At 64.8% G+C, this 21,652-nt stretch carries 18 protein-coding genes; 12 read left to right on the top strand and 6 right to left on the bottom strand.

What is annotated here, in order from left to right:
* The first annotated feature begins 20 nt into the window (after nucleotides 1-20).
* The 9 genes from ACZ0AV_RS15990 to ACZ0AV_RS16030 all read left to right on the top strand — a co-directional run bounded on the left by ACZ0AV_RS15990 (nucleotide 21) and on the right by ACZ0AV_RS16030 (nucleotide 9,318).
* Nucleotides 21-638, top strand: a complete 618-nt coding sequence (locus tag ACZ0AV_RS15990) for an NUDIX domain-containing protein (protein WP_499151937.1) — start codon at nucleotides 21-23, stop codon at nucleotides 636-638.
* Entirely contained in the window at nucleotides 629-1,081 is a 453-nt protein-coding gene (locus tag ACZ0AV_RS15995) for a DUF1249 domain-containing protein (RefSeq protein WP_499151938.1), read from the top strand. The genes ACZ0AV_RS15990 and ACZ0AV_RS15995 overlap by 10 nt, the downstream gene beginning before the upstream one ends.
* 117 nt (nucleotides 1,082-1,198) lie before the next feature.
* Entirely contained in the window at nucleotides 1,199-2,017 is an 819-nt protein-coding gene (gene cpdA / locus ACZ0AV_RS16000; RefSeq protein ID WP_499151939.1) for a 3',5'-cyclic-AMP phosphodiesterase, read from the top strand.
* Nucleotides 2,018-2,059: 42 nt separating this feature from the next.
* Nucleotides 2,060-2,641, top strand: coding sequence for a YqiA/YcfP family alpha/beta fold hydrolase (locus ACZ0AV_RS16005; RefSeq protein WP_499151940.1), 582 nt, complete (start codon nucleotides 2,060-2,062; stop codon nucleotides 2,639-2,641).
* A 45-nt stretch (nucleotides 2,642-2,686) separates the two neighbouring features.
* The gene (gene parE / locus ACZ0AV_RS16010; protein WP_499151941.1) at nucleotides 2,687-4,585 is read left to right on the top strand and encodes a DNA topoisomerase IV subunit B; all 1,899 of its coding nucleotides are present in this window, start codon (nucleotides 2,687-2,689) and stop codon (nucleotides 4,583-4,585) included.
* The gene (locus ACZ0AV_RS16015; protein WP_499151942.1) at nucleotides 4,585-5,571 is read left to right on the top strand and encodes an esterase-like activity of phytase family protein; all 987 of its coding nucleotides are present in this window, start codon (nucleotides 4,585-4,587) and stop codon (nucleotides 5,569-5,571) included. Before parE ends, ACZ0AV_RS16015 begins: the two co-directional genes overlap by 1 nt.
* On the top strand, nucleotides 5,568-6,092 hold the full coding sequence (locus ACZ0AV_RS16020; protein ID WP_499151943.1) for a retropepsin-like aspartic protease family protein: 525 nt from the start codon (nucleotides 5,568-5,570) through the stop codon (nucleotides 6,090-6,092). Before ACZ0AV_RS16015 ends, ACZ0AV_RS16020 begins: the two co-directional genes overlap by 4 nt.
* A 7-nt stretch (nucleotides 6,093-6,099) precedes the next feature.
* The gene (parC, locus tag ACZ0AV_RS16025) at nucleotides 6,100-8,355 is read left to right on the top strand and encodes a DNA topoisomerase IV subunit A (protein WP_499151944.1); all 2,256 of its coding nucleotides are present in this window, start codon (nucleotides 6,100-6,102) and stop codon (nucleotides 8,353-8,355) included.
* A gap of 258 nt (nucleotides 8,356-8,613) precedes the next feature.
* Nucleotides 8,614-9,318: a PqiC family protein gene (locus tag ACZ0AV_RS16030; RefSeq protein WP_499151945.1), complete on the top strand. Its 705-nt coding sequence runs from the start codon at nucleotides 8,614-8,616 to the stop codon at nucleotides 9,316-9,318.
* Between the two features lie 23 nt (nucleotides 9,319-9,341).
* Here the strand turns inward: ACZ0AV_RS16030 and ACZ0AV_RS16035 are convergent, their stop codons facing one another.
* Nucleotides 9,342-10,283 (bottom strand): LysR family transcriptional regulator, encoded by a 942-nt coding sequence (locus ACZ0AV_RS16035; RefSeq protein ID WP_499151946.1) that lies wholly within the window; start codon nucleotides 10,281-10,283, stop codon nucleotides 9,342-9,344.
* A gap of 142 nt (nucleotides 10,284-10,425) precedes the next feature.
* On the opposite strand from ACZ0AV_RS16035, the gene ACZ0AV_RS16040 reads away from it, so the two are divergent.
* Nucleotides 10,426-11,814, top strand: a complete 1,389-nt coding sequence (locus ACZ0AV_RS16040; RefSeq protein WP_499151947.1) for an L-serine ammonia-lyase — start codon at nucleotides 10,426-10,428, stop codon at nucleotides 11,812-11,814.
* 250 nt (nucleotides 11,815-12,064) lie between these two features.
* Nucleotides 12,065-13,306 (top strand): serine/threonine transporter SstT, encoded by a 1,242-nt coding sequence (gene sstT / locus ACZ0AV_RS16045; RefSeq protein ID WP_499151948.1) that lies wholly within the window; start codon nucleotides 12,065-12,067, stop codon nucleotides 13,304-13,306.
* A gap of 63 nt (nucleotides 13,307-13,369) precedes the next feature.
* Here sstT and ACZ0AV_RS16050 read toward each other — a convergent pair whose 3' ends face one another.
* Nucleotides 13,370-14,554 (bottom strand): BaiN/RdsA family NAD(P)/FAD-dependent oxidoreductase, encoded by a 1,185-nt coding sequence (locus ACZ0AV_RS16050; protein WP_499151949.1) that lies wholly within the window; start codon nucleotides 14,552-14,554, stop codon nucleotides 13,370-13,372.
* A gap of 297 nt (nucleotides 14,555-14,851) precedes the next feature.
* Here ACZ0AV_RS16050 and ACZ0AV_RS16055 point away from each other — a divergent pair, with 297 nt between their 5' ends.
* A complete protein-coding gene (locus tag ACZ0AV_RS16055; RefSeq protein WP_499151950.1) occupies nucleotides 14,852-15,583 on the top strand; it encodes a substrate-binding periplasmic protein in 732 nt (243 codons plus the stop codon).
* Nucleotides 15,584-15,589: 6 nt separating this feature from the next.
* Here the strand turns inward: ACZ0AV_RS16055 and ACZ0AV_RS16060 are convergent, their stop codons facing one another.
* The 4 genes from ACZ0AV_RS16060 to betA all read right to left on the bottom strand — a co-directional run bounded on the left by ACZ0AV_RS16060 (nucleotide 15,590) and on the right by betA (nucleotide 21,556).
* Nucleotides 15,590-16,825, bottom strand: a complete 1,236-nt coding sequence (locus ACZ0AV_RS16060; protein ID WP_499151951.1) for a diguanylate cyclase domain-containing protein — start codon at nucleotides 16,823-16,825, stop codon at nucleotides 15,590-15,592.
* A gap of 35 nt (nucleotides 16,826-16,860) precedes the next feature.
* Complete coding sequence (dbpA, locus tag ACZ0AV_RS16065) at nucleotides 16,861-18,240, bottom strand: ATP-dependent RNA helicase DbpA (RefSeq protein ID WP_499151952.1); 1,380 nt, start codon at nucleotides 18,238-18,240, stop codon at nucleotides 16,861-16,863.
* 78 nt (nucleotides 18,241-18,318) lie between these two features.
* The gene (gene mdtD, locus ACZ0AV_RS16070) at nucleotides 18,319-19,737 is read right to left on the bottom strand and encodes a multidrug transporter subunit MdtD (RefSeq protein WP_499151953.1); all 1,419 of its coding nucleotides are present in this window, start codon (nucleotides 19,735-19,737) and stop codon (nucleotides 18,319-18,321) included.
* 109 nt (nucleotides 19,738-19,846) lie between these two features.
* A complete protein-coding gene (betA, locus tag ACZ0AV_RS16075) occupies nucleotides 19,847-21,556 on the bottom strand; it encodes a choline dehydrogenase (RefSeq protein WP_499151954.1) in 1,710 nt (569 codons plus the stop codon).
* Nucleotides 21,557-21,652 lie beyond the last annotated feature (96 nt).

Below are 21,652 nucleotides of genomic sequence, written 5' to 3' on the forward strand. Positions count from 1 at the left end.
CCTCAACGAGAGAACAGCAGATGACCGAAACCTTTAAGCCTGGCCCGGATGCGGTGGAAATCATCGAGCGTGAAGAGTGCTTCCGCGGTTTCTATCGCCTGGATCGTTTTCACCTGCGTCACCAGCAGTTTTCTGGCGAAATGGGCCCGGTGCTCAGGCGCGAGCTGTTCATCCGCCATGATGCCGTGTGCGTGCTGCCCTACGATGCGGTGACCGACAGCGTGGTGCTGATCGAACAGTTCCGCGTCGGCGCGATGCACAAGGCGAGCAACCCGTGGCTGGTCGAGCTGGTTGCCGGGCTGATCGACAAGAACGAGGAGCCCGACGAGGTCGCGCTGCGCGAAGCCGAGGAAGAAGCCGGGCTGACGTTGACGTCGCTGTGGCCGATCACCCGTTACTTCCCGTCGCCCGGTGGCTCCGACGAGTTCGTGCACCTGTTCCTCGGCCGTTGCGACAGTGCGGGCGTGGGCGGCATTCATGGCCTGGAGGAAGAGGGCGAGGACATTCGCGTGCAGGTATGGCCGTTCGAGGATGCCCTGCAGGCCGTCAAGGACGGCAAGATCAATAACGCAGCGAGCATCATCGCGTTGCAATGGCTGGCGCTCAATCGCGCCGAGGTAAGGGGGCTATGGGGCTGAAGTTGCTGCGCGAGCGCTACCGGGTCGATCTGATCGAGCTGCAGGCCGCTTGCGAAGCCAATTACGCACGGTTGATGCGCCTGCTGCCCGGCATGCGCGAAGCCTCGGGCGCGCGCCGCGTGGCGCTCAGCCAGGGCGAGCGCCAACTGGGCGTGCTGGCGCTGGAGGTGGTGGAGAACTGCCCGTACACCTCTACCGTGCAGGTGCGCCAGGAGCACAGTTTGCCGTGGCTGCCGGTGCCTCAACTGGAAGTGCGTGTTTATCACGATGCGCGCATGGCCGAGGTCACGGGTGCCCAGAGTGCACGGCGCTTTCGCGGTATTTACCCCTACCCCAATGCGGCGATGCACCAGCCGGACGAGAAAACCCAGCTCAACGTTTTTCTCGGCGAATGGCTAAGCCACTGCCTGGCATGTGGCCACGAAACCGAGCCTTTGATGTGAAATAGCCTTTTGCCAGCCTAAAGCTTCGGTTTTCTGTGAACCAGTGCCTATTCTCGGCTTTACCGAGCTCGCTCCAGCCTTCCATAATTTACGGATGTTCTTCCCGGGAGAAGCACCTTGTCGAGTGCGTCCGCGTCCACCCCTGCTGATTCCTCGGTACTGCTGGTGCAGCTTACCGACAGCCACCTGTTTGCCGGCGCAGACGGCAAGCTGCTGGGCATGGATACCGCCGACAGCCTTCGCCAGGTGATCGATCTGGTGCTCGAGGAGCAACCGGTTATCGACATGGTCCTGGCGACCGGCGATCTGTCCCAGGATGGCAGCCCGGCGTCATACGCGCGCTTTCTCGAACTCAGCGCCGTGCTGGGCACGCCGGCGCGCTGGATTCCCGGCAACCATGATGACGTGCCGGCCATGCAGGCGGCCTGCGTGGGCACCGACCTGCTGGAGCCGATCGTGGATATCGGCAACTGGCGGCTGATCATGCTCGACTCGTCGATTCCCGGTGCCGTGCCCGGCTACCTGCAGGAGCCGCAACTGGCCCTGCTGGAGCGTGCCCTGAGCGAGGCACCGGACCGGCATCACTTGATCTGCCTGCACCACCACCCGGTGGATATCGGCAGCGAGTGGATGGCGCCGATCGGTTTGCGCAACCGGGACGCGCTGTTCGCCGTCATGGATCGTTTCCCCCAGGCGCGGGCGGTCCTCTGGGGCCACGTGCACCAGACCATCGACGAGATGCGCAGCGCTGTGCGCCTGCTCGCCTCGCCCTCGACCTGCGTGCAATTCACTCCAGGCAGCGAGGATTTTCAGGTCGACAGCACTGCCCCCGGCTACCGCTGGCTGCGCCTGCATGCCGATGGCCGCCTGGAAACCGAAATATCGCGGGTCAGCGGGCTGGTCTTCGAACCCGACTACGCGGTGGGCGGTTATTAGCAGCGCTTGCGGCCTGCAGGGCGGCGCTAGTAGCCTGCGATCATGATGACCAGCATTCTTTATATCCACGGCCTCAACAGCTCGCCCGCCTCGACCAAGGCCAGCCAGCTGAGCGCCGCCATGACCGCCATGGGCCTGGAACGCCAGCTGCGCGTACCGGCCCTGCATCACCATCCCCGCCAGGCGATTGCCCAGCTCGAAGCGCTGATCTCCGAGCTCGGGCGCCCCGTGCTGGTCGGCAGCTCCCTGGGCGGCTACTATGCGACCCACCTGGCCGAACGGCATGGCCTCAAGGCGCTGTTGATCAACCCGGCGGTGTGCCCGCACCGGTTGTTCGACGGTTACCTCGGTCCGCAACGCAACCATTACAGTGGCGAAACCTGGGACCTGACAGCCGATCACGTGGCGGCCCTGGCGGAACTCGAAACACCGCCACCAGCGGACCCCGCGCGCTATCAGGTGTGGCTGCAGACCGCCGATGAAACCCTCGACTACCGTCACGCACAGGCGTACTACCGGCAGTGCGCGCTGCGCATCGAGGCTGGCGGTGACCATGGTTTCCAGGGTTTCGCCGAGCGCCTGCCCATGCTGTTCGCCTTCGCCGGCATCGCGCCCGGGTCCTGACCGGCCGCGCCCGAACCCCGTTCAATCAGAGCATTTCAGAGACCTATGGCCCAGCAAAACGCCTACAACGCAGATGCCATCGAAGTCCTTTCCGGCCTTGATCCGGTGCGCAAGCGGCCGGGGATGTACACCGACACCAGCCGTCCCAACCACCTGGCCCAGGAGGTCATCGACAACAGCGTCGATGAAGCCCTGGCGGGCCACGCCAGCTCCATTCAGGTGATCCTCCACGAGGACAATTCCCTGGAAGTCAGCGATGACGGGCGCGGCATGCCGGTGGACATTCACCCGGAAGAGGGCGTGCCGGGCGTCGAGCTGATCCTCACCAAGCTGCATGCTGGCGGCAAGTTCTCCAACAAGAATTACCAGTTTTCCGGCGGCCTGCACGGCGTCGGCATCTCGGTGGTCAACGCCCTGTCGACCCGTGTCGAAGTGCGCGTCAAACGTGATGGCAGCGAGTACGCCATGGCCTTCGCCGACGGTTTCAAGGCCAGCGACCTGGAAGTCACCGGCACGGTTGGCAAGCGCAACACCGGCACCAGCGTGCATTTCTGGCCGGACGCCAAGTATTTCGATTCCCACAAGTTTTCCGTCAGCCGCCTCAAGCACGTGCTCAAGGCCAAGGCCGTGCTGTGCCCCGGCCTCGCGGTGAGCTTCCATGACAAGGCCAGCGGCGAGCAGGTCGAGTGGCTTTACCAGGACGGCCTGCGTTCCTACCTGGTCGACGCGGTCAGTGAATACGAGCGTCTGCCTAACGAGCCGTTCTGCGGCAGCCTGGCCGGCAACAAGGAAGCGGTCGATTGGGCATTGCTATGGCTGCCGGAAGGCGGCGACGCGGTGCAGGAAAGCTACGTCAACCTGATTCCCACCGCCCAGGGCGGCACCCATGTGAACGGCCTGCGCCAGGGCCTGCTGGATGCGATGCGCGAGTTCTGCGAGTTCCGCAACCTGCTGCCGCGTGGCGTCAAGCTGGCCCCGGAAGACGTCTGGGAGCGCATCGCCTTCGTGCTGTCGATGAAGATGCAGGACGCGCAATTCTCCGGGCAGACCAAGGAGCGCCTGTCCTCCCGGGAAGCGGCCGCGTTCGTTTCCGGGGTGGTCAAGGATGCCTTCAGCCTGTGGCTCAACGCTCATCCGGAGTTCGGCCAGCAGTTGGCCGAACTGGCCATCAGCAACGCCAGCCGCCGCCTCAAGGCCGGCAAGAAGGTCGAGCGCAAGAAAATTACCCAGGGGCCGGCGCTGCCCGGCAAGCTTGCCGACTGCGCGGGCCAGAACCCGATGCGCTGCGAGCTGTTCCTGGTCGAGGGTGATTCCGCCGGCGGCTCCGCCAAGCAGGCTCGCGACAAGGAATTCCAGGCGATCCTGCCGCTGCGCGGCAAGATCCTCAATACCTGGGAAGTGGACGGCGGCGAAGTGCTGGCCAGCCAGGAAGTGCACAACATTGCCGTGGCGGTTGGTCTGGACCCCGGCTCCAGCGACCTCAGCCAGTTGCGCTACGGCAAGATCTGCATCCTCGCCGATGCCGACTCCGACGGCCTGCACATCGCCACGCTGCTGTGCGCCCTGTTCGTCCAGCACTTCCGCCCGCTGGTGGATGCCGGCCACGTGTATGTCGCCATGCCGCCCCTGTATCGCATCGACCTTGGCAAGGAAATCTATTACGCCCTCGACGAGCCGGAGCGCGACGGTATCCTCGACCGCCTGGTGGCCGAGAAGAAACGTGGCAAGCCGCAGGTCACCCGCTTCAAGGGCCTGGGTGAGATGAACCCGCCGCAGTTGCGCGAAACCACCATGGACCCCAATACCCGGCGCCTGGTGCAACTGACCCTCGAGGATTTCGAGGGTACCCGTGAAATCATGGACATGCTGCTGGCCAAGAAACGCGCCGGCGACCGCAAGTCCTGGCTGGAGTCCAAGGGCAACCTGGCCGAGGTGCTGCTCTGATGCGGCGCCTGCTCGGCGCCCTGTTGCTGGCGTCGGTGGCGCCCGCATTCGCCGATGCGCCAGTGCTCGAAGAACTCGAGCTGCTGGGCGAACACCCGGTGGCTGGCATGGCGGCAGGCAATCTGTCCGGTCTGGCCTGGTGCGGTGATGCCTTGTGGGCGGTTTCCGACCGCGACGATGATCGCCTGTACCGCCTCGATACCTCTGCCGGCGTCTGGCAAGCCGAGGTCGAGCGCTTCGTTGCCCCGCCCGCACCGGTGATGCCGCTGCCCTGGGGCCTGCGCATGCGCGCCTGGGTATCCGGGTTGGTGCGTGGCGGCCATCTGGATTTCGAAGGCATCACCTGTGACGCCAAGGGCAATCGCTACCTGGTCAGCGAAAGCCGCGCGGCGGTGCTGCAGGTGCCGCCCGCTGCCGATGCGCAGTGGCTGGCGTTGCCTGCGGGAATGGTGCGCCAGGCTCGGGCCAGCGGCATGCTGCTGCACTTCAACTCGCAGTTCGAGGGTATCGCCATCGACCCGCTTGGCGAGCGGCTGTGGCTGGCCGCCGAGAAAGAGCGGCGCGGCCTGGTAGTGGTGCACCACCGGCGTGCCACCTGGCGCTGCGAGGGCGGCTGCGTGCTGCTCAGCGAGGGCGGGCAGGAGGCCTCACCGCAGGCGCTGGGCGGCTCGCTGGCGCCGGTCGATTTCTCCGGTCTGGCATTTCACCAGGAAAAGCTCTTTACCCTGGAGCGTCAGGCCCATCGTATCTGCCGGCGCACGCCGGCAAGCGGTGACGTCGAGCGCTGCTGGTCGTTTGCCGCCGAGGCGCTGACCAACGAGCGCCGCTACCCGCTGACCTATGGCGTCGCCGAGGCGCTGTGGGTCGATGCCGAGGGTGCCTGGGTCGGCGTCGACAACGGCGGGCATGCCCGTGCTGACGGCGAAGATCGCCCGGTGGTCTGGCGCTTCGCAGCGCCTGCCGGTGGCTGGGGTGCGCCGCGGTGAGCCAGCAGACCGCCGGTCGGCGTGCCGGGCGGGTGATGCTCGTGCTGGCCTGGGGCGCGGGGTTGTTGCTGGCCACGCATTTCTTCGGCAAGTGGGAGGAGGGCAAGAACCACCCCAACCGCCAGCCACAGTCCGTGCACGGCAGCGATTACGTCGAGGTGCGTCTGGCCAGCAGCCCGGGCGGGCATTACCTGGTCGATGGGCAGATCAACGGCGATCCGGTGACCTTTTTGCTCGACACCGGCGCCACCCAGGTCGCCATCCCCAGCCAGGTCGCCCGCAGCCTTGGGCTGCAGCCGGGGGCGCCCGTCCAGATCAGCACCGCCAATGGCCGCGCCACGGCGCACCGCACGCGCCTGGAGCGCCTGGCGCTGGGCGATATCGTCCTGCATGACGTGTCCGCGCTGATCGCACCAGGCATGGACGGCGACGAAATCCTGCTGGGCATGAGCGCCTTGAAACAACTCGAATTCAGTCAGCGCGACGGCACTTTGTTGCTGCGCCAATCAACCTTGCAATGAGGCACGCATGAGCGAAACCCTCGATCTGAGCCTGGACGGTGTCGAACGCCGCTCCCTTGCCGACTTTACCGAGCAGGCTTACCTGAACTACTCGATGTACGTGATCATGGATCGCGCGCTGCCGCACATCGGCGACGGCCTCAAGCCGGTGCAGCGGCGCATCGTCTACGCGATGAGCGAGCTGGGCCTGGACGCCGACTCCAAGCACAAGAAATCCGCGCGTACCGTCGGTGATGTGCTCGGTAAATTCCACCCCCATGGCGACTCGGCCTGTTACGAAGCCATGGTGTTGATGGCGCAGCCGTTCAGCTACCGCTACACGCTGGTGGATGGCCAGGGCAACTGGGGTGCGCCGGACGATCCCAAATCCTTCGCCGCCATGCGTTACACCGAGGCACGCCTGTCGCGCTATTCCGAAGTGCTGCTCACCGAACTCGGCCAGGGCACGGTGGACTGGGTGCCGAACTTCGACGGCACCCTGAACGAGCCGGCGACGTTGCCGGCGCGGCTGCCAAACATCCTGCTCAACGGCACCACCGGCATCGCTGTGGGCATGGCCACCGACGTGCCGCCGCACAACCTGCGCGAAGTCGCCGCAGCCTGCGTGCGTTTGCTCGATGAGCCCAAGGCCACGGTCGAACAGCTCTGTGAACACATCCAGGGCCCGGACTACCCGACCGAAGCGGAAATCATCACGCCGCGCGCCGATCTGCTGAAGATCTATGAAACCGGCCGCGGCTCGGTGCGCATGCGCGCCGTGTACAGCATTGAAGACGGCGACATCGTGGTCACCGCGTTGCCGCATCAGGTGTCTGGCGCCAAGGTGCTGGAACAAATTGCCGCGATGATGCAGGCCAAGCCGTCGAAGGCGCCGCAGATCGCCGATTTGCGTGATGAGTCCGACCACGAGAACCCGTGCCGCATTGTGATCATTCCGACCGGCAGTCGCGTCGATCACCACGCCCTGATGCAACACCTGTTCGCCACGACCGATCTGGAGTCGAGCTATCGGGTCAACACCAACGTCATCGGTCTCGACGGCAAGCCGCAGGTCAAGGATCTGCGCACCCTGCTGGTCGAATGGCTGCAGTATCGCGTGGGCACCGTGCGCCGCCGCCTGCAGTTCCGCCTGGACAAGGTCGAGCATCGCATGCACCTGTTGGAAGGTCGGTTGATCGCCTTCCTCAACCTCGACGAAGTGATCCACATCATTCGTACCGAGGACCAGCCCAAGCCGGTGCTGATGGAGCGCTTCGGCCTCACCGAAATACAGGCCGAGTACATCCTCGAAACCCGCCTGCGGCAACTGGCTCGCCTGGAAGAGATGCAGATTCGCGGCGAGCAGGACGAGCTCGCCAAGGAGCGCGACAAGCTGCTGGCCCTGCTCGGTAGCGAAACCAAGCTGAAGAAGCTGGTGCGCAAGGAAATCATCGAAGACGCCGAGAAATATGGCGATGACCGCCGTTCGCCGATCGTCGAGCGTGCCGAAGCCAAGGCGTTGTCAGAGCACGAGCTGCTGCCGAACGAAAAGATCACCGTGGTGCTGTCGGAGAAAGGCTGGGTACGCTCGGCCAAGGGCCATGAAATCGACGCCACCGGCCTGTCCTACAAGGCTGGCGATGGCTTCAAGACGGCTGCGCCGGGGCGCTCCAACCAGTACGCGGTGTTCATCGACTCGACCGGGCGTAGTTATTCGCTGGCCGCGCACACCCTGCCGTCGGCGCGTGGTCAGGGCGAGCCGCTGACCGGTCGTCTGACGCCGCCGCCGGGCGCCTCCTTCGAGTGCGTGCTGCTGCCCGAGGATGACGCCCTGTATGTGATCGCCTCTGACGCCGGCTACGGCTTCGTGGTCAAGGGTGAAGACCTGCAGGCCAAGAACAAGGCCGGCAAGGCCCTGCTCAGTCTGCCCAATGGCGCCCGGGTAGTGGCACCAAGGGCACTGGCCAATCGCGAGGAAGACTGGCTGGCCGCTGTCACCACCGAAGGCCGGCTGCTGCTGTTCAAGGTCGCCGACCTGCCGCAACTGGGCAAGGGCAAAGGCAACAAGATCATCGGGATTCCCGGTGAGCGGGTGGCCAGCCGCGAGGAGTACCTGACCGACCTCGCGGTGCTGCCGCAGGGCGCAACGCTTGTATTGCAGGCTGGCAAGCGTACCCTGTCCCTGAAGGCCGACGATCTCGAGCATTACAAGGGCGAGCGCGGCCGCCGCGGCAATAAGTTGCCGCGTGGATTCCAACGCGTAGACAGTCTGCTGGTCGAGTAAGACCTGCTGGCAAGTGGCCTGCTACTGGAGTTGCAGGCCGGTTTGGCGGATGATATCGCCCCTTGCAGGCTCACCTGGCGGTGGGCCGTATGCCATCTTTTTGGGTCAAGGCGCTCGGTGGCAGGCGCATTGCATATGGACAGGGATTATCTTTACACCTCGCCGGGAGGTTGCCGGCGCGGTGATTTACCTTTTTTGTTTTTGACCCTTTTACCTGTAGCCATGGTCGCTGGCGATGCTGCCAGCTGGAAGACATTGATGATTGTTAAGCGGCTTCCCATCACGCTTCTCCTGGCCGGTCTGCTGACATTGACCGGCTGTTCGCACTTCATGCCCGTGTCGCTCTATCAGCTCGACGGTGGCCGCGCCGCCACCAAGACCGCTGACAAGGACGGCATGAGCGTTCTGCTGGGCCCGATCACCGTTGCCGATTACCTGCAGCGCGAGGCGCTGTTGCAACGCCAGGACGACGGCAGCCTGAGCACCGCCGGCAATGCCCGCTGGGCAGGCAGCCTGGCCACTGATCTGGACCGCCAGGTATTGCGCCAGCTGTCGGCGCGCATCAACAGTCAGCGTCTGGTGCTGGCCTCGGACAACCCGGGCTTCAAGGCCCAGGTGCAGGTGTTGCTGTCGGTGACACGCCTGGATTCCGGCCCGCGCCAGCCCGCCGTGCTCGAGGCGCAGTGGCGCCTGGTCGGCCGCGACGGGCAACTGCTCGACACCCGCCTCGTGCATCTCGAGGAGAAGCACCAGGGCGCCGTGGCCGATCAGGTCCGTGCCCAGAGCGCGGTGGTGCAGCAGTTGGTCGAGCAGTTGGCGAGCGCAGTGAAGACCCACGGCAATGCGCCGATCGCGGCGGAGGAGCCACGGCGCAAACGGCCGGCTCCGGCCGCGCGTCAGGAACCGCCGAGAATGCCGGTAGCCGAGCCGATCCGGATCGACGCCGAAGTATTCCGCTTCTAGGCCGGCCGCTGCCCCATGGCGAGTCAGGTGCTGCCTGGCTCGCCCGTGGTTTCCTGCCGTTGATAGCCCTCCAGTGCGGCAGCCGTGCGGGTTGCCTCGTCGAGAAACACGGTCACCGCCGGATGCTTGCGCTCGCCCTTGCGGTAGGCGAGGAAGATCTTGCGCTGAATGGCCGGTGCCAGGCGCACTGCCGTGACGTTGTCCAGCGGCCGGACCAGGCGCAGCCCCGATACCACCGAGATCGAATTGCCGGATGCGACCATCGCCGCGACCATCTCGAATCCGGCGCAGTGCGCGTTGATGCGCGGCGCAAAACCGGAGCGCCGACACAGGTTGCCGATGAATTCGCCGAACGAGCTGTTGGTGGAGTCCAGCGCCCAGGCTTCTTCCTGCAGGTCGGCAATGGTCAGGGTGCTGCGCGACGCCAGTGCGTGGTTTGCCGGTAGCAGCACGTGCAGGCGGTCTTCGGTCAGCGGGATCAGCTCGTAATGCTCCTGGCGCGACTTGACCGCGCCCGCCAGGTCGTCGACCACCGCCACATCGATCTGCCAGGCGCTCAGCGCGCTGAGGCTTTCCTGTGGCTCCAGATCGGCCACGATCACCTCCAGGCGCGGATAGACCGCACGCAGGTTGCGCACGATGGGCGCGACCAGCGCCACGGCAATCGAGGGGAAGGCCGCGACCCGCAGTTCTCCGGCGATTTCACTGCGCATCTGCGCCAGTTCCGAGCGCGCCTCGTCGAGAATCACCAGAATGCGTTCCACATGCGCCACCAGCCGACTGCCCGCTGGCGTCAGCGCCACGCCGCGTCCCCGGCGCTCGATCAGCGCGACGTCGGTTTCGCGCTCCAACTGGGCGATCTGCTGGGAAACGGCGGAAGGCGTCAGGTGCAGAAACTCCGCAGTAGCCGCCATGGTGCCGCAGCGGGCGAGTTCGCGCAGCGTACGCAGGCGGATCAGGTCCATGGGACGGGCTCCATAGGTAAGATCTTCTAATCATTGGGGTAAGAATAAATCAGTATACATAACGGAAGTTGGCGCTTAGATTTTTTCCCATCGACGGTGCGTAACCGGGTACCCGTCTTCACTCATAAAAGAATTCATTGCCATGGCCGTTAGCGTATTCGACCTGTTCAAAGTGGGCATTGGCCCTTCGAGCTCACACACCGTCGGGCCCATGCGCGCGGCGGCGCTGTTCACCCATGCGCTGGAAAACCAGGGGCATATGCCCAACGTCACCCGCGTGGTGGCCGAGCTGTACGGCTCGCTGGGCGCCACCGGCAAGGGCCACGGCAGTGACAAGGCGGTGCTGCTGGGGCTCAGCGGCCACGAACCGGATACGGTCGATGTCGAGCAGGTGGCCGGCTACATCGAGGCCATTCGCAGCGACAAACGCATCACCCTGCCGGGCGGGCATGGCGTGGCGTTCAACGAAAAGACCGACCTGAAGATGATTCGCAAGGCACTGCCGCTGCATGCCAACGGCTTGCGTTTCGCGGCGTTCGACGCGGCCGGCCTGCAAGTGCACGAAGCCACCTACTATTCGGTGGGTGGCGGTTTCGTGGTCAGTGAGGCGATTCTTGCCGACGGCTCCAAGCACAAGGTTATCGCTCCCGATGCTACCACGCTGCCGTTGCCGTTTCGCAGCGGTGCCGACCTGCTGCGCCTGACCCGCGAACACGGCATCGGCATCGCCGAGGTAATGCGCCGCAACGAGCGCCACTGGCGCAGTGACGAAGAGATAGACAGCGGTCTGCTGGCCATCTGGCGGGTGATGCAGGCCTGTGTGGATCGCGGCTGTCGCACCGAGGGCATCCTGCCCGGCGGCTTCAAGGTGCGCCGCCGCGCTGCCATTCTGTCACGCAAGCTGGGCGGTTTTCAGCGCAGCTATCGGGAAGACCCGCTGCGCATGCTCGACTGGGTCAACCTCTGGGCCCTGGCGGTGAATGAAGAAAACGCCGCCGGTGGTCGCGTCGTCACCGCGCCGACCAATGGCGCCGCGGGTATCATCCCGGCAGTGCTGCATTACTATGCCAACGCGATTTCCGGCTCCACCGAGCGCGGTATCATCGACTTTCTGCTGACTGCCGGTGCCATCGGCATCCTCTACAAGGAAAACGCGTCGATCAGCGGTGCCGAAGTGGGCTGTCAGGGTGAAGTGGGCGTGGCTTGTTCCATGGCTGCCGGTGCGCTGTGCGCGGTGCTGGGCGGCACCCCGGAACAGGTCGAGAACGCTGCGGAGATCGGCATGGAACACCACCTGGGCCTGACCTGCGACCCGGTCGGCGGCCTGGTGCAGATCCCCTGCATCGAACGCAACGCGATCGCCTCGGTCAAGGCCATCAATGCGGCGCGCATGGCGCTGTATGGCGACGGCTCGCACCACGTCAGCCTCGACAAGGTGATCAAGACCATGCGTGAAACCGGCGCGGACATGCTGACCAAGTACAAGGAAACCGCCCGCGGCGGCCTGGCCGTGAATATCATCGAGTGCTGATGCGGTTTCCGCTCTGAAACCGCACAGGGCGCGGCCCTGCTGGCCGCGCTGCCTCTTGCGGGCGCCACAACGATAACCAGTGGCACTCCCCTTGTGATCGCTGAAGCCAGCCGAGTGGCGCCGAACCTGTTTGCCTCCCTTATAATCGCCGGATGTCGTGGGGGTGACCTGCCCGGTTGGCGTGGCTCATGCCCTGCCTGACCTGTCCCCGCATGCCGTCAAGCCTAGAATTCTGGACAGTGTCTATTACATGAATACGCTAAAACGCATTGCCTCCGCTTATACCAATACCAGCCTGGTGCTGCGTATTTTCATTGGCCTGGTGCTGGGCATTCTGCTCGCTTATGTGGCTCCTTCTGCTGCGTTGAAGGTGGGTCTGCTCGGGGAGCTCTTCGTGCTCGCCCTGAAGGCGGTCGCGCCGGTGCTGGTACTGGTGCTGGTGACGTCTTCGCTGGCAGCTCATCAGAGTGGCCAGCCCACTCATGTGCGCCCGGTGCTGATGATGTATCTGGTCAGCACCTTCTGTGCAGCGGCCCTGGCAGTGGTCGCCAGCTTCCTGTTCCCCACCACGCTGTCGCTGGACATCAGTTCGGCCGCGGGGGATCCGCCGGGCAGCATCATCGACGTGCTGCACAACCTGCTGGTCAGCATCTTCGTTGGGCCGATTCAGGCGCTCAATACCTCCAACTACATTGCCATCCTCGCCTGGGCCATCGCCCTGGGCCTGTTCTTGCGTCATGCCGCGCCAACCACGCGGGTGCTGCTGGCCGACATGTCCGACGCCTTCACGCGCATCGTGCGGTTCGTCATCGAGCAGGCGCCGATCGGTATTTTCGGCCTGGTGGCCAGCACCCTGGCGGCGTCGGGGTTCGAGGCGCTGTATGGCTATGCACGGCTGTTGCTGGTGATGGTGGGCTGCATGCTGATCGTCACCTTGGTGGTCAACCCGCTGCTGGCCTACCTCAGGATGCGGCGCAACCCCTATCCGCTGCTGTTCACCGTGCTGCGCGAAAGTGCCGTAACGGCGTTCTTCACGCGTAGCTCGGCGGCCAACATTCCGGTCAACCTGCGGTTGTGCGAGAAACTCAAGCTGGACAAGGACACCTACTCGATCACCATTCCGCTGGGGGCCACCATCAACATGGCGGGCGCGGCGATCACCGTGTCGGTCATGGCGCTGGCCACCACCCACACCCTGGGTATCCCGGTCGACCTGCCTACCGCACTGCTGCTCTGTGTGGTGTCGTCGCTGGCTGCTGCCGGTGTTTCCGGTGTGGCCGGTGGCTCGCTGCTGCTGATCCCCATGGCCACCAGCCTGTTTGGTGTCGACACCGAAATTGCCATGCAGGTCGTGGCCATCGGCTTCGTCATCGGCGTGGTGCAGGATTCCTTCGAGACTGCTCTGAATTCGCACACCGACGTGCTGTTCACCGCGGCGGTTTCCTACGCTGGCGAAACGCGCGCGGCGCAGGCTTCGCGGGTCGATGGGTAACCTTCCTCAGGCATGAAAAAACGCGCCCCCGGGCGCGTTTTTGATTGCGGCAAACCGGTCGTGCTAGACGTACTGCGCGGCCGCGTAGCCCGATGCCCAGGCCCACTGGAAGTTGAAACCGCCCAGGTGGCCGCTGACATCGAGCACCTCGCCCACGAAATAAAGCCCCGGTGATTTCAGCGACTCCATGGTTTTCGACGACACGTCGTGGGTGTCGATGCCGCCCAGGGTGACTTCCGCGGTGCGATAGCCCTCGGTGCCGGCGGGCACCAGTTGCCAGTTCGCCAGGCGTTCGGCAATCATCTTCAGTTCTGCCGGGGTGTACTGTTTCAGTGGTTTGGAGGCGAACCAGTGTTCGGCCAGCAGGCCGGCCATCTTCTTGGTGAACAGTTCGCCAAGCAGGGTCTTCAGCTCGCTGTTGGGCCGCTCGCGCTGCTGTTGCTGCAACCAGTCGGGCAGCTCGATGTGCGGTAGCAGGTCGATGCTCACGGTGTCGCCAGGTTGCCAGTAGGAGGAAATCTGCAGGATCGCCGGGCCGCTGAGGCCACGGTGGGTGAACAGGATGTTTTCCACGAAACTCTGGCCGTTGCAACTGACCCGGCAATCCTCTACGGAGGTGCCCGACAGTTCGCTGCACAGGGTTTTCAGTTGCGGATCGGTCAGCGTGAAGGGCACCAGGCCTGCGCGCGTCGGCAGCAAGGTGTGGCCGAACTGGCGCGCGACCTGGTAACCGAACCCGGTCGCCCCCAGGGTTGGAATCGATAGCCCGCCGGTGGCGATCACCAGCGATTCGCAGCGCACCGGCCCCAGGCTGGTGGCCAGCTGGTAGCCCGGCTCGACACGTTCGATGCCGCTCACCGAGGTATCCAGGCGCAGGTCGACGCCGGCCTGCTCGCATTCGTCCAGCAGCATGGCGAGGATGTCGCTGGATTTGTTGTCGCAGAACAGCTGGCCGAGCTTTTTCTCGTGATAGGGCACGCCGTGCTTGGCCACCAGGGCGATGAAATCCCACTGGGTGAAACGCGCCAGCGCCGACTTGCAGAAGTGCGGGTTGTGCGACAGAAAATTGCCCGGCTCGCAGTACAGGTTGGTGAAGTTGCAGCGCCCGCCGCCGGACATGAGAATCTTCTTGCCGGCCTTGTTGGCATGGTCGAGTAGCAGTACGCGACGGCCACGCGCGGCGGCGCTCATGGCGCACATCAAACCGGCGGCGCCGGCGCCGATGATCACGACCTGGGGTGAAAGCACGGCAATGTCCTCGCGACTGCTGGGCGCCAGGGCCTGCGGTGGCCGGGCGCGAAACGGCGCAGTTTACCTGAAGGCAGGCTGCAACTGGTGGCGCGGGATTCGCTTGCCCGGCTATCGGCGCGCGAGCACCGCGCAGGAAAATTTTACCAACAGGCGTTGCCGCGGACGGTCTAGGGATTATGCTCAGGTGTCGCACTATCTAGCTGATCGCCCTCACTGCGCTGCCGTTACCTCGCCTGCTTGACCGGTCGAGGTGCACGCAGCAGGCCCATCGTTTGCGTCCGGAATCTATTGACCATGAAGAGCTGGCGCGTCTGGTATCTGTCGCTGTTGTTGCTGCCGTGGAGCGTCGGCGCCGAGCATTTGCGGCTGGTGGGCGACCGCTGGCCGCCGTTCACCGACCAGCGCCTGCCGGCCAATGGCGTGGCAGTGGAGTTGGTGACCACAGCCTTGAGCCGCGCCGGCTATACCAGTGATTACCGCGAAGTGCCCTGGCAACGCGCCGTGCGGGGCGTGCAACGGGCGGACTACGATGTGCTGGTGGATGCCTGGTACAGCGCCGAACGGGCCGAGTTCGGGCTGTTCTCCGAGCCCTACCTGATCAACCGCATCCGCTTCGTGCAGCGCAAGGGCAGCACCATCCCTTTTACCCAGCTCTCGGACCTGTACCCCTACCGGATTGCCGTGCAGCGCGGCTATGCCTACTCGGAGGCCTTCAGCACCAACCCGCGCTTGCGCAAGGTCGATGTCGGCAGTTTCGAAAGTGCCGCGCATATGGTTCGCCATGGCCGGGTGAGCCTGGCGGTGGAAGACGAATACGTCGCACGCTATCTGTTCAATCATCAGCTCAAGGATATTGCCGGTGAGCTGGAGTTTTTGCCCAGGCCCCTGAGCGAAAACGGCCTGCGCATTCTCATTCGCCTCAGCCACGGCGACCATGCCGAGATAGCCAGGCGCTTCGACGCGGCGATCGAGGCGATGCGCGCCGACGGCAGCTATGCGGCGATCATGGCCCGCCACGGCCTCTGAGGCAGGTCACTGCCAGCGGGTGCGGGCGCGGCCCTGGCGCTTGGCCTCGTAGAGCTGCTGGTCGGCCAGGTGCAGCAGGCTTTCCAGGTCGTCCGGCGCGCCATGGTAGACGCCTGCACTGAACGACAGCGGCGGCGCACCGAGCGCGTACTTGAGCTGGCCGCAACGCTCACGCAGGCGATCCAGCGCCTGGCTCAGCTGTTCGGCACTCTGCTGGCTGACCAGGGCGAACTCCTCACCCCCCAGGCGGCCTAGCAGGGCATCCGGGAACGCGGTACTCAGCGCGCGGGAAAAGGCGATCAGCGCCGCATCGCCACTGGCGTGGCCATGCTCGTCGTTGATCTTTTTGAAGAAGTCCATGTCGAGCATCGCCACGCTCAGCCCGTAGCCACCGCGCTGGGCCAGCTGGAACTGCTGAATGCCCTGCTCGTAGAAGGCGCGCCGGTTGTTCAGCCCGGTCAGCGCATCGAACTGCGCGGCCTGTTGCAGGGCGCGCATCAGGTCGCGGCGTTCCAGGGTGGAGATCACCCGGCAATTGAGTTCTTCCGGGCAGAAGGGTTTGCGCAGGAAATCGTCGGCGCCGTGCTTGATGAACATGGCGCTGAGCGAGCCCTTGGTGTCGGCCGACAGGCCGAGGATGATCAGCTCGTGGCGTTTCATCTTCTGGCGCAGCAACTTGACCAGTTCGAAGCCGCTGATGCCGGGCATGCTGTGGTCGACCACCAGCAGGTCGATGTCCGGTTGCTCCCTGAGGATGCGCAGTGCTTCCTCGCCGTCGCTGGCATCGACGATCTGATAGCGGTGGGGCGCCAGGACATGGCGGATGAAGTTGCGGGTGGCTTCCGAGTCCTCGGCAACCAGGATCTTCACCTGGCTGTTGCTTTCCAGCCGGTGCAGCAGGCGGAAGGCGTACTCGTAGGAATGCTGGCTCTCCTTGAGCACGTAGTCGACCACGCCCTTGAACAGCAGCTCGTCGCGGCGCTTTTCGTTGTACGAACCGCTGAGCACGATGCACGGCAGGGCATAGCGCATCACCAGATCGACGCTTTCGCCATCCGGCGCGTCGGGCAGGTGCAGGTCGACGATGGCGGCGAAGAACAGCGCCGCCGAGGTCTCCAGCATCACCTCGGCTTCCGCCAGGGAGGCACAGAACACCGGTTGCAGATCCGCTTCCTGGCGGAACAGATGGTCGAGGATTTTCAGTACCAGCGGGCTGTCTTCGATGACCAGAATATTGCGCACGGAACCCCCTGTGCGGATCTGCAGTTACCTTGAGTCTACAACGTGCGCACGCGCAGCGAGCGGCCTTTGATCTTGCCTTCGCTGAGGCACTTCAGCGCTTGCACGGCCAGGCTGCGCTCGACGGCTACATAGGCCTGGAAGTCGAAGATCGCAATCTTGCCGACCTGCGCACCAGGGATGCCGCCCTCACCGGTGAGGGCACCGAGAATGTCGCCGGGGCGCAGCTTGTCCTTGCGCCCGGCGCCGATGCACAGCGTCATCATGAGCGGCTGCAGCGGCGCGCCGCCCTGATGTTTCAAGCTGCTCAGCGGGTGCCAGTTGAGTGGCGACTTCTGCAGCGTTTCGATGGCCTGGGCACGATGACCTTCGGCGGGGGCCACCAGGCTCATCGCCAGGCCTTTCTCGCCTGCGCGGCCGGTGCGGCCAACGCGGTGAATGTGAATTTCCGAATCGCGCGCCAGTTCGACGTTGATCACCATGTCCAGGGCGTCGATATCCAGACCGCGCGCGGCCACATCGGTGGCGACCAATACCGACAGGCTGCGGTTGGCGAACATCGCCAATACCTGATCACGGTCGCGTTGCTCCAGGTCGCCGTGCAGGGCGGCGGCCGAGATACCTTTGGCGGTGAGGTGATCGACGACTTCCTGGCATTGTTGCTTGGTGAAGCAGAAGGCCACGCAGGATGTCGGGCGGTAGCTGTTGAGCAGTTTGACCACGGCGTCCATGCGCTCTTCAGGCGCGATTTCGTAGAAACGCTGTTCGATCTGGCTGTCGTCATGCAGGGCCTCGACCTTGACCTGCTGCGGGTTGCGCATGAAGGTCGCCGACAACTGCTTGATGCCGGCCGGGTAGGTGGCCGAAAACAGCAGCGTCTGGCGGCGCTCCGGGGTCTGCCCGATGATGTCGGCGATGCTGTCGTAGAAGCCCATGTCGAGCATGCGGTCGGCTTCGTCGAGCACCAGGGTATTGAGACCGTCGAGCTTCAGCGTGCCCTTGGACAGGTGCTGCTGCACGCGCCCGGGCGTGCCGACGATAATCTGCGCGCCGTGCTCCAGGGAGCCGATCTGCGGGCCGAACGGCACGCCACCGCAGAGGGTGAGGATCTTGATGTTGTCTTCGCCGCGGGCCAGGCGACGCAGCTCCTTGGCGACCTGATCGGCCAGCTCGCGGGTCGGGCACAACACCAGCGCCTGGCAGCCAAAGTAGCGCGGGTTGAGCGGGGCCAGCAGGCCGATGCCGAAGGCTGCGGTCTTGCCGCTGCCGGTCTTGGCCTGGGCGATCAGGTCCATGCCCTTGAGCATGACCGGCAGGCTCTGGGCCTGGATCGGCGTCATCTCTGCGTAACCGAGGGACTCGAGGTTCGCCAGCATGGCGGGCGACAGGGCAAGCGAAGAGAAAGCGGTAGCGGTCACGGTAAAGAGCCTAAAGCGAACAGTCGAAGGCGCCTAGTGTAGCAGGCGCAGGACGCGCTCCTGCGCCTATCGCTGTGCCTACTCGTCGACCTCGACCTTGACCCGCCGGGCGCTGCGGCCGTCATCCGCCGACAACTGCATGAATATCCCGGCAGCCAGGATCGTCAGCAGGCCGATGCACAGGTAGGTGGACTGGAAGGCGCTCAGCACGCCATCGGCCGCTGCCTGACTGTCCAGGCTGAAACCGCTGAGCAAGGCGGCGCCCGTGGCGATCCCCATGCTGATCGACAGCTGTACCACCACTGACAGCAGGCCGTTGCCACTGCTCGCGTCACTGTCTGGCACGTCGATCAGGGTTACCGTGTTCATGGCCGTGAACTGCAGGGAGTTGAAGGCGCCGATCAGGCTCAGCTGGATGGCCAACTGCAGGTGCGAGGTCTGCCCGTCGACCAGCGCCATGCTGGTGATCAGCAGCCCCAGCAGTACGGTGTTGAAGGTCAGGATGCGCCGGTAGCCGAGGCGGTCGATCAGTGGCTTGGCCAAAGGCTTCATGGCCATGGCGGCGAGTGCCAGGGGAATCATGCTCATGCCGGCCTGGGCCGGGGAATAGCCCATGCCCAGTTGCAGCAGCAGCGGGGTAAGAAACGGCAAGGCACCGGTGCCCAGGCGCGCGAAGATATTGCCGAAGATGCCCACCGCGAAACTGCGCGTGTTGAACAGCCGCGGTGGGAACAGCGCATTGGCCGTACGTCCGGCGCGCAGCCAGTAGGCCGCCAGGCACGCCAGACCGCCGAGCAGCAGGAGCACCACGCGCATGTGCGGCAGGTGCAGCTCGCCCAGGCCTTCGAGGGCCATGGTGATCAGCAGCATGCTGGCCCCGAAGAGCAGGAAACCCGCCAGGTCGAAACGCGTGCGCTCGCTGCCACGCAGCTCCGGCATGAAGCGATAGGCCGCCCAGCAGCCGACGGCACCGACGGGCAGGTTGAGCAGGAATATCCAGTGCCAGCTGGCGTATTCCACCAGCCAGCCGCCCAGGGTCGGGCCGATCAGCGGGCCGAGCAGGCCGGGCAGGGTGATGAAGCTCATGATGCGTACCAGTTCGGTGCGCGGGTAGGCGCGCAGTACCACCAGCCGGCCTACCGGCATCATCAGCGCGCCGCCAAAACCCTGGATGATGCGTGCGATCACCAGCATGTTCAGCGACTGCGAGACCGCGCACAAAAGCGAGCCGAAGCTGAATAGCAGGATGGCGCCGAAGAAGATGTGCCGGGTGCCGAAGCGGTCCGCCAACCAGCCGGACGCGGGAATCAGCAGCGCTACGGTGAGCATGTAGGCGATGACCACCGACTGCATGCGCAGCGGGTCTTCGGACAGGTCGGCGGCCATGCTCGGCAGGGCCGTGTTGAGGATGGTGCCGTCCAGGGTCTGCATGAAGAACGCGATGGCGACGATCCAGGGCAGCAGGCGGGCAGTGCGGGCGTCGAGCGATGTGGTCATTGTTGGTTATCGGCAGGTGGTAGGTCAGTTTGACCGATCGGCAAGGCGAATGTGCCAGTCGATCTCACCCCTTGCGCCTCGATCGGCACGCAAGGGGCTGCCGCGTCCGTCAGGACGCCGAACGCATCGCCTCGGTGCTGCGCTGCGGCGCCCCGCGTACCGGCGCGCCATTGGCGACATAGTAAGGCGCGGTGCTGCGTGGCAGCGCCTCGCGGCCACGGATACGGTCGGCGATCTTCTCGGCGATCATGATGGTGGTGGCATTGAGGTTGCCGGTGATGATCTCCGGCATGATCGACGCATCCACCACGCGCAGGCCCTGCAGGCCGTGTACGCGGCCCTCGCCATCGACCACCGCCATGTCATCCTCCCCCATCTTGCATGAGCAGGACGGGTGGAACGCGGTTTCTGCGTGTTCCCGGACGAAGGCATCAAGCTCGGCATCGGTCTGCACATGGGCGCCCGGGCTCAGCTCCCGACCGCGGTAGGGGTCCAGGGCAGGCTGGTTGATGATCTCGCGGGTCAGGCGAATACCGTCGCGAAACTCCTGCCAATCCTGCTCATGGGCCATGTAGTTGAACAGGATGCTCGGGTGCTGGCGCGGGTCTTTGGATTTCAGCTGCACGCGGCCACGGCTTGGTGAGCGCATCGAGCCAACGTGGGCCTGGAAGCCATGCTCCTTCACCGCGTTGCTGCCGTTGTAATTGATCGCTACCGGCAGGAAGTGGTACTGCAGGTTTGGCCATTCGAAGCCCTCGCGTGAGCGGATGAAACCACCGGCTTCGAATTGATTGCTGGCGCCGATGCCGTCGCCGGCCAGCAGCCATTTGGCGCCGATCCCGGGCTGGTTGAGCATCTTCAGGGCCGGGTACAACGACACCGGCTGAGTGCAGGCGTACTGCACGTACACCTCCAGGTGATCCTGCAGGTTGGCACCTACGCCGGGGAGCTCGTGCACCACATCGATATCCAGGCCACGCAACAGCTCACCGGGACCGACGCCGGAGCGCTGGAGAATTTGCGGCGAGGCGATGGCACCGGCGCACAGCAGCACTTCCCGACGGGCAGTGGCCACGGTGGCATCGTTGGCGTTGCCGACCAGATAGCTGACGCCGCTGGCGCGCGTGCCATCGAACAGGATGCGGTCGGTGGTCGCATGGGTGACGATGGTCAGGTTCGGACGCTCGCGGGCCTGGTCCAGGTAACCACGCGCCGTGCTGGCACGGCGGCCTTCCGGGGTCACGGTGCGGTCCATCGGGCCGAAGCCTTCCTGCTGGTAGCCGTTAAGGTCGTCGGTACGCGGGTAACCGGCCTGCACGCCGGCTTCGACCAGGGCGTGAAACAGCGGGTTGTTATCGGCTTTGGGCGTGGTAACGCTGACCGGGCCGCTGTCGCCGTGGTAGTCGTTGGCACCGATATCGCGGCTTTCCGCCTTGCGGAAATACGGCAGGCAGTCCAGGTAGCTCCAGTCGTCGAGGCCGGGCTGCTTGGCCCAGTTGTCGAAGTCCATGGCGTTGCCACGGATGTAGCACATGCCGTTGATCAGCGACGAGCCGCCCAGGCCCTTGCCACGCCCGCATTCCATGCGGCGGTTGTTCATGTAAGGCTCGGGCTCGGTTTCGTACGCCCAGTTGTAGCGCCGGCCCTGCAGCGGAAAGGCCAGGGCGGCGGGCATCTGGGTACGGAAATCGAGGCGATAGTCCGGGCCGCCGGCTTCCAGCAGCAGGACGCTGACGCTGGCGTCTTCGGTCAGGCGCGTCGCCAGTACGTTACCGGCAGAGCCGGCGCCGACGATGATGTAATCGAATTCGTGGGACATGGTGGCCTCCTGGTAGGTGGCTGAGCCTTGGGCCATGCGGATCGCAGGCCTCTGTCCGGCTCATGCAACGGGTTGAGCCGTGCTGCCGGGGCGCCG

Source organism: Pseudomonas sp. AC532 (genome assembly GCF_979258965.1).

Bases quoted from the DNA above. Each gene is read 5' to 3' on its own strand.
- ACZ0AV_RS15990 (WP_499151937.1), top strand. From the start codon at position 21: ATGACCGAAACCTTTAAGCCTGGCCCGGATGCGGTGGAAATCATCGAG.
- ACZ0AV_RS15995 (WP_499151938.1), top strand. From the start codon at position 629: ATGGGGCTGAAGTTGCTGCGCGAGCGCTACCGGGTCGATCTGATCGAG.
- ACZ0AV_RS16005 (WP_499151940.1), top strand. From the start codon at position 2,060: ATGATGACCAGCATTCTTTATATCCACGGCCTCAACAGCTCGCCCGCC.
- parE (WP_499151941.1), top strand. From the start codon at position 2,687: ATGGCCCAGCAAAACGCCTACAACGCAGATGCCATCGAAGTCCTTTCC.
- ACZ0AV_RS16015 (WP_499151942.1), top strand. From the start codon at position 4,585: ATGCGGCGCCTGCTCGGCGCCCTGTTGCTGGCGTCGGTGGCGCCCGCA.
- parC (WP_499151944.1), top strand. From the start codon at position 6,100: ATGAGCGAAACCCTCGATCTGAGCCTGGACGGTGTCGAACGCCGCTCC.
- ACZ0AV_RS16030 (WP_499151945.1), top strand. From the start codon at position 8,614: ATGATTGTTAAGCGGCTTCCCATCACGCTTCTCCTGGCCGGTCTGCTG.
- ACZ0AV_RS16035 (WP_499151946.1), bottom strand. From the start codon at position 10,283: ATGGACCTGATCCGCCTGCGTACGCTGCGCGAACTCGCCCGCTGCGGC.
- ACZ0AV_RS16040 (WP_499151947.1), top strand. From the start codon at position 10,426: ATGGCCGTTAGCGTATTCGACCTGTTCAAAGTGGGCATTGGCCCTTCG.
- sstT (WP_499151948.1), top strand. From the start codon at position 12,065: ATGAATACGCTAAAACGCATTGCCTCCGCTTATACCAATACCAGCCTG.
- ACZ0AV_RS16055 (WP_499151950.1), top strand. From the start codon at position 14,852: ATGAAGAGCTGGCGCGTCTGGTATCTGTCGCTGTTGTTGCTGCCGTGG.
- mdtD (WP_499151953.1), bottom strand. From the start codon at position 19,737: ATGACCACATCGCTCGACGCCCGCACTGCCCGCCTGCTGCCCTGGATC.
- betA (WP_499151954.1), bottom strand. From the start codon at position 21,556: ATGTCCCACGAATTCGATTACATCATCGTCGGCGCCGGCTCTGCCGGT.